This window comes from Streptomyces sp. 13-12-16 (assembly GCF_002114215.1).
Lineage (GTDB): Bacteria > Actinomycetota > Actinomycetes > Streptomycetales > Streptomycetaceae > Streptomyces.
Genome location: NZ_NCTE01000602.1, coordinates 23,503 through 34,210, shown reverse-complemented (window position 1 = coordinate 34,210; position 10,708 = coordinate 23,503). Strand labels below are relative to the sequence as shown.

The 10,708-nt window shown below is 70.9% G+C and carries 11 protein-coding genes; 3 read left to right on the top strand and 8 right to left on the bottom strand.

Going from position 1 to position 10,708, the window contains the following annotated elements; genetic code table 11:
* Positions 1–188 precede the first annotated feature (188 nt).
* The 3 genes from B7767_RS23995 to B7767_RS23985 all read right to left on the bottom strand — a co-directional run bounded on the left by B7767_RS23995 (position 189) and on the right by B7767_RS23985 (position 2,599).
* Positions 189–548 (bottom strand): VOC family protein, encoded by a 360-nt coding sequence (locus tag B7767_RS23995; RefSeq protein WP_085574020.1) that lies wholly within the window; start codon positions 546–548, stop codon positions 189–191.
* An 80-nt stretch (positions 549–628) separates the two neighbouring features.
* The gene (locus B7767_RS23990; protein WP_085574019.1) at positions 629–2,149 is read right to left on the bottom strand and encodes an MFS transporter; all 1,521 of its coding nucleotides are present in this window, start codon (positions 2,147–2,149) and stop codon (positions 629–631) included.
* A 243-nt stretch (positions 2,150–2,392) separates the two neighbouring features.
* Positions 2,393–2,599, bottom strand: coding sequence for a hypothetical protein (locus B7767_RS23985; protein ID WP_085574018.1), 207 nt, complete (start codon positions 2,597–2,599; stop codon positions 2,393–2,395).
* A 69-nt stretch (positions 2,600–2,668) separates the two neighbouring features.
* On the opposite strand from B7767_RS23985, the gene B7767_RS23980 reads away from it, so the two are divergent.
* Entirely contained in the window at positions 2,669–3,439 is a 771-nt protein-coding gene (locus B7767_RS23980) for a transposase (protein WP_085574017.1), read from the top strand.
* 259 nt (positions 3,440–3,698) lie between these two features.
* Here the strand turns inward: B7767_RS23980 and B7767_RS23975 are convergent, their stop codons facing one another.
* The gene (locus B7767_RS23975; protein ID WP_085574026.1) at positions 3,699–5,072 is read right to left on the bottom strand and encodes a DUF445 domain-containing protein; all 1,374 of its coding nucleotides are present in this window, start codon (positions 5,070–5,072) and stop codon (positions 3,699–3,701) included.
* A gap of 220 nt (positions 5,073–5,292) precedes the next feature.
* Here B7767_RS23975 and B7767_RS23970 point away from each other — a divergent pair, with 220 nt between their 5' ends.
* On the top strand, positions 5,293–6,666 hold the full coding sequence (locus tag B7767_RS23970) for an SGNH/GDSL hydrolase family protein (RefSeq protein WP_085574016.1): 1,374 nt from the start codon (positions 5,293–5,295) through the stop codon (positions 6,664–6,666).
* Between the two features lie 102 nt (positions 6,667–6,768).
* On the opposite strand, the gene B7767_RS23965 is transcribed toward B7767_RS23970, so the two are convergent.
* From B7767_RS23965 to B7767_RS23950, 4 genes are all read right to left on the bottom strand, one after another.
* Complete coding sequence (locus B7767_RS23965; RefSeq protein WP_085574015.1) at positions 6,769–7,542, bottom strand: DUF1707 domain-containing protein; 774 nt, start codon at positions 7,540–7,542, stop codon at positions 6,769–6,771.
* A 132-nt stretch (positions 7,543–7,674) separates the two neighbouring features.
* The gene (locus tag B7767_RS23960; protein ID WP_179167259.1) at positions 7,675–8,655 is read right to left on the bottom strand and encodes an ATP-binding cassette domain-containing protein; all 981 of its coding nucleotides are present in this window, start codon (positions 8,653–8,655) and stop codon (positions 7,675–7,677) included.
* A gap of 3 nt (positions 8,656–8,658) precedes the next feature.
* A complete protein-coding gene (locus tag B7767_RS23955) occupies positions 8,659–9,423 on the bottom strand; it encodes an ABC transporter permease (protein ID WP_107486288.1) in 765 nt (254 codons plus the stop codon).
* A gap of 49 nt (positions 9,424–9,472) precedes the next feature.
* The gene (locus B7767_RS23950) at positions 9,473–10,273 is read right to left on the bottom strand and encodes an ABC-2 family transporter protein (RefSeq protein ID WP_085574013.1); all 801 of its coding nucleotides are present in this window, start codon (positions 10,271–10,273) and stop codon (positions 9,473–9,475) included.
* A 223-nt stretch (positions 10,274–10,496) separates the two neighbouring features.
* Between B7767_RS23950 and B7767_RS47385 the strand changes: the two genes are divergently transcribed.
* Positions 10,497–10,708 (top strand): hypothetical protein (locus tag B7767_RS47385; protein WP_218775815.1); only part of this gene is annotated, 212 nt, incomplete at its 3' end.

The following is a 10,708-nucleotide window of genomic DNA, read 5'->3' as shown; positions in this document are numbered from 1 at the left end:
GGGCCGGGCGGCCGGGGCGCTGTCGGTGGCGTACGTCGCCGCGTGCGCCGGGTCGCATCCGCTGGCGAAGAAGGTGGGCGCCTGGCCCGCCGTGTTCGGGGTGGCGGGGGCCGTGGCGCTCGCCTCGTGGGCGGTGGCCGACCGGCGCGGCTGAACCGCCGTCCGTCGTACGGGCCGGGGCGCCCCCGTCAGGAGCGGTGCGTCAGTACGTTCACCACTCGGCCGTTCGGGTCGCGGGTGAAGAAGCGGCGCACGCCCCATTCCTCGTCCCGCAGCTCGCGGACGATCTCCGCACCCGATGCCCGTACCCGCTCGTACACCGCGTCGACGTCCTCCACCTCCACGCTGAGGTCGGGGACCACCGGAGCCGTGCGCTCCTCGGTGAAGAAGCTGATCTGGGCGGTGGGGTTGGCGGGGGACGCCAGGGTGGTGACCCAGCCCATGTCCATGACCTCCTCGAAGCCGAGCAGGCCGTAGAAGGTCCGGCTGGTGTCCATCGCCTCCTCGGAGGCGACCTGGATGTCGGGCATGATCCGGCGGACGGTCATCGGGCCGTGGCTCCTGTCGGTCGGACGGGTTCGTGCACCTTGTGACGTCCGAGTCTGCTACGCCGTGACGTCCGAGTCCGCTACGCCGTCGCCGGTTTCGAGCCGCCCGCACCCGGGCCCGCGGGGGTTTCGGCCTCCGCCCCGGACGACGCCGCCGTGAGCGGCCTGGCGATGTCCTCCAGGGAGCGGCCTTCCGCCTTCACCGCGAGGAACGCCGCGACCAGGCCCGCCGCGCACATCAGGCCCGCGCCGATCTGGAAGGCCAGGACCGTGTCGCCGACCACACCCGTTTCCGTGAGCTTCGCGAACAGCAGGGGGCCGCTGATGCCGCCGGCGGCGGTGCCGAGGGCGTAGAAGAAGGCGATGGACATCGCGCGGGTCTCCATGGGGAAGACCTCGGAGACCGTCAGGTACGCGCTGGACGCGCCGGCCGAGGCGAAGAACAGGACCGCGCACCAGCAGGCGGTGAGGGTCGCCGCGCTGAGCGAACCCCGGTCGAAGAGCCAGGCCGTGCCGAACAGCAGGACGCCCGAGAGCAGGTACGTGCCGGAGATCATCACCCGGCGGCCGACCGTGTCGAAGAGCTTGCCGAGCAGCAGCGGGCCCAGGAAGTTGCCGGCCGCGATGACGGCGAAGTAGTAGCCGGTGCTGCCGGACGGGACGTCGAAGAACGTGGTCAGGATCGCGCCGAAGCCGAAGGTGATGGCGTTGTAGAGGAACGCCTGGCCGATGAAGAGGGAGAACCCGAGGACCGAGCGCCTGCGGTACCTGGCGAAGACGGTGCGGGCGATCTCGGTGAACGTGACGTTCTTGCGCTGGTGGATCGTCAGCTCGCCCTCGGCGCGGGGCAGCGGCTCGTTCCGCTCGGCCTCGACCCGGCGCTCGATGTCGCCGACGATGCGTTCCGCCTCCTCGTCGCGGCCGTGGATCAGCAGCCAGCGCGGGCTCTCGGGGACGTGACGGCGTACGAGGAGGATGACCAGGGAGAGGACGGCGCCGAGGGCGAAGGTCAGGCGCCAGCCGACATCGGCCGGGAAGATGTCGGTGTTCAGGGCCAGGATCGACAGCAGGGAGCCGCCGACCGCGCCCAGCCAGAAGCTGCCGTTGATCATCAGGTCGACACGGCCCCGGTACTTCGCCGGGATCAGCTCGTCGACCGCGGAGTTGATGGCCGCGTACTCGCCGCCGATGCCGAAGCCGGTGAGGAAGCGGAAGAGGAAGAACCACCAGGTGTCGAAGGCGACCGCGGTGAGGGCGGTGGCGCCGAGGTAGACCGCGAGGGTGATCATGAAGAGCTTCTTGCGGCCCCAGACGTCGGTCAGGCGGCCCCAGAACAGGGCGCCCGAGCAGGCGCCGGCGACGTAGAGGGCGGCGGCGATGCCGGTGACCTCACCGGAGGTGATGGGCAGTCCGCTGCCCGGTTCGGACAGGCGGCTCGCGATGTTGCCGACGACCGTGACCTCAAGGCCGTCGAGGATCCACACGGTGCCGAGGCCGATGACGACGGTCCAGTGCCAGCGGGACCACGGGAGGCGGTCCAGGCGGGCGGGGATGCTGGTGGTGATGGTGCGTTGTCCGGTCCCGGGCTGCGCGGTTGTCATGGGCTCCCTCCCTGGCGAAGCGAACCTCCGTCGGATGCCCCGGTCGGGCGTTCTCACGCCCGCTCGCTTTTTCAACGCCGGGGCGTGCGGGATGGCCCGGGGGCCTTTGGGCTTGCGGGGCGTGGGGGGGGCGGCGGGAGTGTCGTGGCTGTTCGCGCAGTTCCCCGCGCCCCTAGGGAGACGACCCGTAATTGATGACCAGGCGTTAAGGGGTGGTCCGCGGGCTCGTATGCAAGTCGAGGGTCACCTGCCGCCCGACTTGATCCATGGCCATTTCACGATGCAGACCACGACAGGGGCGACGAGCATGGCCAGCAGCCACAGGCCCACACTCGCCGGAGAGTAGATGTAGTAGCGCCAATGCTCTGGCAGAGGCGACGGCGCAAGCAGGAGCAGGATCAGCGTGGCCCATGTGGCCAGCACGGCTGCTGCCATGCGTGCTGCGGTCATCCCCGTCAGTCCCCTCAACGGTGCTCATCTCTGTGGATCGGATCATAGGGCGACTGAGATGATCATGGGGTGGCTGGTGTGATCACGACGTCGGAACCGTCCTGGATGGCCCCGTTCTCCGGGCTGAGCCCGCGGCAGTTCGGGAAGTTGGTGACGGTATTGCGTCGCGCAGGTGCGGACGCGGTCCGCAAGGGCCGGCCGTGGGGCCTTCCGCTGGAGGAGCGGACGCTGCTGGTCGCTGCCTACTGGCGCACCAACCTGACGATGCGGCAGCTCGCCCCGCTGTTCGGGGTGTCGAAGTCGGCGGCGGGTCGGATCATCGACCACCTCGGGTCGCTGCTCGCGCTCCAGCCCCGCAAACGGTTCGCCAGGGACACTGTGCTCATCGTGGACGGCACCCTGATCCCCACTCGGGACCACGCCATCGCCGAGCAGTCGAAGAACTACAGGTACTCAACCAACCACCAGGTCGTCATCGACGCCGACACCCGTCTGGTCGTCGTGGTCGGCCGGCCACTCGCCGGGAACCGTAACGACTGCAAGGCATGGGAGGAGTCAGGCGCCAAGGCTGCCGCCGGCAGGACCCTCACGATCGCCGACGGCGGCTACCCAGGCACCGGACTGGTTATCCCGCACCGTCGTGAACGCGGCCAGACCGGGCTCCCGGACTGGAAAGAGGAACACAACAAGTCCCACAAGCGGGTTCGCGCCCGCGTCGAGCACGTCTTCGCCCGCATGAAGGCCTGGAAGATCCTCCGCGACTGCCGCCTCAAGGGCGACGGCGTCCACCACGCCATGCTCGGCATCGCCCGGATGCACAATCTCGCCCTCACCGGATAGATCAACGAGCCGCGCAACGACCAACCGTCCCCGAAGCCACCCGAAGAACATTTACGGGACGGCCCTTAGGGGGACGACCCGTCGTGGGTTCCCGCGGGTCCGTTGTGGTTGGCCGCGCAGTTCCCCGCGCCCCTGGGGGGTTGCGGTCGCCCTTGGTCGGGAGGACGAGGGGGGCCAGGGGACCCACGGTGGGGTCGCTCCCCCAGGGGCGCGGGGAACTGCGCGGACAGGCACGACACACCCGTGGGAGCGTGGCGGGCTACGCGCCCAGCGCTCGGGACACCGTGTAGATCAGCAGGCCGGCCAGCGAGCCGACCACCGTGCCGTTGATGCGGATGAACTGGAGGTCCCGGCCGATGTTGGCCTCGATCTTCTTCGTGGTGTGCTCGGCGTCCCAGCTCGCCACCGTGTCCGTGATCAGGGAGGTGATCTCCTTGCGGTAGGTGGTGACCACGTACACCGCCGCGCTCTCCAGCCAGCCGTCGACCTTGCCCTGCACCTTGGGGTCGAGCGACATGCGGGCGCCCAGGGAGAGCAGCGAGGCTCGCACGCGCAGGCGCAGCTCGCTGCGCTCGTCCTCCGCCGCCGAGACGATCATGGATCGTACGGCCGTCCACACGGAGGCGATCAGGTCCTGCACCTCGCTGCGGCCGATGATCTCGCTCTTGAGGCGCTCGACGCGGGCACGGGTGTCGGTGTCGGACTGGAGGTCGGAGGCGAAGTCGGTGAGGAAGCGGTCCAGGGCGCCGCGCGCGGGGTGGGACGGCATGTCGCGCATCTCGGTGACGAAGCGCAGCAGCTCCTTGTAGACGCGCTCGCCGACCTTGCGGTCCACGAACTTGGGGGTCCAGCCGGGCGCGCCGCCGTGGACGGCGTCCATCACGGTGTCACTGTGCAGCACCAGCCAGTCGTGCGCGCGGGTGACGATGACGTCCACGGCCCGTTTGTGGCCGCCGTCGGTGACGATCCTCTCCAGCAGCTTGCCCATGCCCGGCGCGATCTCCTGGGCGTCGGCACGGCGGGTGATGGCCTCGCCGACCACCGCCTGGACGTCGGAGTCGCGCAGCACGGTGAGGGCACCGCGCAGGGCCGCCGACAGTTCGGCGGTGACCCGGTCGGCGTGTTCGGGGACGGCGAGCCAGGCGCCGAGCCGGCTGCCGATGCCGACGGCGCGCAGCCGCTGCCGTACGACGTCCTCGGAGAGGAAGTTCTCGCCGACGAACTCGCCGAGGGAGACGCCGAGCTGGTCCTTCTTGGTGGGGATGATCGCGGTGTGCGGGATGCGCAGGCCGAGGGGGTGGCGGAAGAGGGCGGTGACGGCGAACCAGTCGGCGAGCGCGCCGACCATGCCGGCCTCGGCCGCGGCGGCGACATAGCCCGCCCAGGGGCCGGCGCCCTGGTGGGAGGCCCATTCGGCGAGGACGTAGACGACGGCGACGAACAGCAGCAGTCCGGTGGCGGTGAGCTTCATCCGGCGCACTCCGCGCCGCTTCTCCTCGTCCGCTGGGCTGAACGTGTTCATCGCGCGGTTGGTGGAGGCTCCGGTGCGGGCATGCTGGCCTTCGGCGTTCCGGCCGCCGTTTTCCGTCGTTTCCGCCGTTTCCGCTTCTTCTGTCGTTCCGGTCCGTTCCATCCGCTCCACCCGTTCGGTGATCCCTCACACATTGTCCCTTCCTGACCGACTCCTGGAACGCGGCAGGAGTTCCCGGCGTCTGTCCGGAGGGGGTTCGTCCAGGGGGATCACCCAAGGGTTCCGCAGTGGTCCCCCGCGTCAACCTTCCCGGCTCGTGGATCATCATGGGTTCATCAGATCGGAGCCTCCCGCTCCCGTCTTCCGAGGAGAACAGAACAGCATGACCCGGGGTCGTGACGGGGGCGCGCAGGCGCCTCCCGCCAAGCAGCGCGCCCTGCTCGCCGCGGTCGTCGCCGCGTTCCTGGCGGTCTCCGCCGCCATCTACGTCGGTGCCGGCGTCGGAGTCGGCGACGGTGTGCGGGAGCGCGGCACCGTGACCGGTGGCCGTGGTACGCAGAACGACCCGGCCGCGCCCGCCTCCGCCGGCACCTGGGTCGGCTCCTGGGCCGCCTCCCCGGTCGGGGGCGAGCCCGGCACCGAGATGACGGGGCTCGCGGGCCGCTCGGTGCGCAACGTCGTCCACACCGGCGCCGGCGGTACGAGCGCCCGCGTCACGCTGTCCAACCTGTACGGCCAGTCGCCGCTGACCGTCACGCACGCCTCGATCGCGGTGTCCGCGGACCCGGACACGGCGGCGGCGCTCGCGGAGACCGTGCGGCCGCTGACCTTCACCGGGAACCCGACGGTCGTCGTCCCGGCGGGCGGGCAGGTGGTGAGCGACGTCGTGCGCATCGCCGTCCCGCACGACGGGGACGTCCTGATCACGACGTACTCCCCCACCGCCTCCGGGCCGGTCACCTACCACCCGCACGCGCGCCAGATCTCGTACGTCGCCGACGGCGAGCACACCCGGGACGCGACCGGGGCCGCGTACACCGGGCAGAGCAGGTTCTGGCGGTACGTGACCGCGCTGGACGTGCTGAGCAACGAGGCGGACGGGACGGTCGTCGTGCTCGGTGACTCGCTGACGGACGGCGTCACCTCGACGACCGGGGCGAACAACCGGTGGCCGGACGTGCTGTCCGACCGGCTGCGGTCGGCTCTCGCCGACGGGCGGGACGTGCCTCGGTACAGCGTCGTCAACGAGGGCATCAGCGGGAACCGGGTGCTCGCGGACGGACTGGGGCGGCCCGCGGAGAACGCCAGTGGGCTCAACCGGTTCGAGCGGGACGTGCTGGGGCGGACGAACGTCGAGGTCGTCGTCGTCGCGCTCGGGATCAACGACATCCTGCGCCGTCCGGGGACGGCCGATCCGGACGCGATCGTGGCGGGGCTGGAGGAGTTGGTCTCGCGGGGACACGCGCGGGGGGTGAAGGTGGTGGGGGCGACGCTCATGCCGTTCCGGGGGCACCGGGGGTACACCGATGCCCGTGAGGCCGCGCGGCAGCGGATCAACGCGGAGATCCGCTCCGGGCGGGTGTTCGACGCGGTCGTCGACTTCGACGAGGCGCTTCGGGATCCGTACGATCCGCGGCGGTTCCGTTCCGAGTACGACTCCGGGGACCATCTGCACCCGAGCGACCGGGGGTACACCCGGATGGCGGAGGCCTTCGACCTCGACGATCTGAAGGGTGGGGCTCCGGCGCGGTTGTAGGGGGTTCGGGGGTGGTTCTCTCGCCCCCGCCGCCCCTTCCCTTCCGTCCCTGGGGCTGCGCCCCCAGACCCCCTTCGCGCAGTTCCCCGCGCCCCTGGGGGGCTACTCTTCCCGTCCGCGCGGTTCGCGTTCCTCCTGGCGGGGGTGGAGGTTCAGGTGGTCCCGGCGGGAGCCCTCCAGTTCCCGGCGGCGTTCCTGTCTGCGTTCCAGTTTCTCCCTGCGGCGTTCCTCGCGCAGGCGCTGCTTCTCCGCGCGGGGGAGCTTGCGGTCGACGCCCACGCCGCCCCAGAAGGCGAAGCCCGTGACGATCACGCGCGGGGCGCCCGGCTCGCCCGGGACGCCCTCCTCGCGGTGGTCGAAGCCGCCCATGACGCCGATGCCGCGCACGACGACCTCGACGCCGGGCGGGACGATGACCTCCACCCCGCCCATGACCGCGACCGCGTTGATGACGATCTCGCGGTCCGCGAAGTACGCCTCCCGCAGATCGATCTCCCCGCCGCCCCAGAAGGCGAAGCAGTTGAAGCGGCGCGGCGCCGTCCAGCGGCCCTTGCGCTGGAAGCCCGACATCACGGCCACGGCCCACGACGACGTGCCCGGATCGTCGCCGCCGACGATCCGGTCCCTCCAAGTGCCGCTCCGCTCCGGCTGCTTGGTGAGGGACACGGCCGGTACGGACGCCCCGTGGTCCGGCAGGTCCCGGGTGATCGGCGTCAGGTCCCCGTACGTGCGCGCCTTGTACGTCGCCTCCAGCCGCTCCTCGAACTCCTCCATGTCGAGGCGGCCCTCCGTGAGGGCGTCCCGCAGGATCTCGGCGACCCGTTCACGGTCGGCGTCGGAGGCGCGGAGGTCCGGGGCGGCTGCGTCGTCGGTCATACCAGCAGCCTACGAGTTGTCTCCGCCGCACGGCTACGAGAGGGCCCGCACGGCTACGAGGGGCCCCACGGCTACGAGGGGCCCGCACGGCTGCGAGAGGACCCGCCCCGGCTACGAGAGGACCCGCCCCGGCTACGAGAGGGCCCGCCCGGCTCGCTCCTCGTACATCTTCGCGATCACCGCCTCGATGTCCGGTTCCCGTACCGACAGGTCCACCAGCGGGTACCGTGCCGCGATCCGCGCCACCAGCTCGGCCGCCGACGCCGACGCCGGGAACGCCAGCCACTGCCGGGGCCCCTCCACCCGTACCACCCGCGCGGGCGGCGGCGCCTCGATCGGCGGGAGTTCCCGCTCCAGGTCCACCACCAGCGTCCGCTCGCTCTCCCCCGCCTCGTGCAGCCCGGTGAGCGGACCGTCGTAGACCAGCCGGCCGTGGTCGATGACCATCACCCGTGAGCACAACTGCTCGATGTCCTGGAGGTCGTGGGTGGTCAGCAGCACCGTCGTGGCCCGCTCGGCGTTCAACTGCCGCAGGAAGTCCCGCACCCTGGTCTTGGAGACGACGTCCAGGCCGATCGTCGGCTCGTCGAGGTAGAGCACCTCCGGGTCGTGCAGCAGGGCCGCCGCGATGTCCCCGCGCATCCGCTGACCGAGCGAGAGCTGACGCACCGGCACGTCCAACAGCTCGCCCAGGCCGAGGAGTTCGGTCAGCCGGCCGAGGTTCTCCCGGTACCGGGCCTCCGGGATGCGGTACATGCGGTGCATCAGCCGGTACGAGTCGATCAGCGGGAGGTCCCACCACAGGGTCGTGCGCTGCCCGAACACCACCCCGATGCGGTGCGCCAGCCGGGTCCGCTCGCGGGACGGGTCGATCCCGGCGACCCGCAGCCGGCCCCCGCTCGGCGTGAGGATCCCCGTCAGCATCTTGATCGTCGTCGACTTCCCGGCACCGTTCGGACCGATGTAGCCGACCATCTCGCCCCGCGCCACCGTGAAGGAGATCGAGTCGACCGCCCGCACCCGGTGCCGCTCCCGCTTCAGGAAGCCGGTCTTCCTGCGGACGTCGAAGACCTTCTCCACACCGTCGAGTTCGATGAAAGCGTCATCCACCATCCGCTAACTCCCCGTGCTCCGGTACGACCTGAGACCCGTCCGCCACGCCAGACCCGCCAGCACACAGCAGCCCACCGCCACCAGCGGCGACGCGAAGGCCGCCCAGCCGGGCAGACCGACGGGGTACGGACGGTCCAGCACATGGGCGGCCGGCACCCAGTTGACGAAGGCGAGCGGCAGCATGAACGTCACCCCGCGCACCAGGTCCTTCCCGAACACGCTCGGCGGATACTGCAACAGCGTGGTACCGCCGTACGTGAACGCGTTCTGCACCTCCGCCGCGTCCTGCGCGAAGATCTGGAACGCCGCGCCCGCCACGAACACCGCCGCGAAGATCGCCGCACCGCTGACCACCATCACCGGCACCAGCAGCACCTTCACCGCGCTCCAGTCGACGTCGACCGCGGTCAGCGCCCAGCCCAGCACCACCGCGCCCTGCGTGATCCGGCCCAGCCGGCGCACCGCGAAACGGTCCGCGCCGACCTGCGCCAGCACCGGCACCGGACGCACCAGCAGGACGTCGAACGAGCCGTCCCGCATCCGTCCGCCCAGCACGTCCATCGAACCGAGCAGCAGGTCGGCGATGCCGAACGACGTCACCGACAGCCCGTACAGCAGGGCGATCTCCGGCAGCGACCAGCCGCCCAGCGAGTCGACCTGCGAGAACATCAGCAGGATCCCCACGAAGTCCAGCCCGGTCACCAGCAGGTTCCCGAACACCGTGAAGACGAAGGACGCGCGGTAGGTCATCCCGGACCGCACCCACATCCCGGCGATCAGCCCGTAGGCCCGCAGCCCCTCCACGAACACACCGCGCTCACCCACCCTGCACCACCACCCGCCGCGTCGCCACCGACTGCAGCAGCCGCCCCGCCGCCAGCAGCACCACCGCCCACGCCGCCTGGAACGCGAACGCCCCCCACGGGTCCCGCTCCCCCATCAGGACGTCCGCCGGAACCTGGATCTGCGCCGCCCACGGCAACACCTGGACGACGTCACCGAGCCCACCCGGAAAGGCGTTCAGCGGCAGCACCATGCCCGAGAAGAACACCCCCGTGATCATCAGCACCTGGCTGACGCCCATGCCGTCCATCAGCCAGAACACGCTCAGCGCCGCCAGATAGCGGATCGCGAAACTCACCACCGCCGCCAGCAGCAGCGTCACCGCGAAGGCCAGCCAGGGCGTCACCTCCACCGGGAGCGCCATCGTGAAGAACAGCGAACCGAACACGAACGGCACCACCCCCCGCCCCAGCATCTGGAACACCGCCCGGCCCACGTCACCCGCCAGCCACCACACCTGCAGATCCACCGGCCGGTACAGGTCGACGGCGATCTCACCGGTACGGATGCGTTCCATCAGGTCCTTCTCCGCACCCCCGCCCTGGATCGCCAGCGTCGCGTACAGGCACTGCCCCAGCCACACGTACGTGACCGCCTGCGCCTGGTCGTACCCGCCGAGCCCCGGCCGCTCCTCCCACAGCGCCAGATACGTGTACACGAGGATCAGCCCGAACACCGTGTTCGTGAACACCCCGGCCGCCGTCGCCGCCCGGTACGACGCGTACCGCCGGAAACCCCCCACCGCGACGGCCAGATACAAGCGCGCCGAGCCCACGCCCCGCCCTCCTCCCGCGTCCGGCACCGAAGCGCAGGAGCCTAGTGCGCCCGCCACACCCCCGGCCACGCATTTTCGTTGGGGCCATGTGTGTGACAAGCCGCGTACGCACGCCACGCGCGGCGTCGGCGGAGACGCGCCGCCGGATGGGACAGTCTTGAATAAGAGGCACACACCACGGCGTAGTGGAACAAGCCAGGCGAAACAGGAGTCCGTGCACGACATGAGCGACGAGCCGCAGCCGCAGCCGCCCGGGGAACAGTCCGGGAAGCAGCCCGGGAAGGGCTGGGCACCGAGAAAGCCCCCGGCGGCCGCCGCCACGAAGAGGCCCGAACGCACCGGATGGCGCCGGCTGCTCCCCACCTGGCGCATGGTCCTCGGCGGCCTCCTCGTCGCCGCCGCGGTCGTCATCGGCGGCTTCTTCCTCGGCTACCC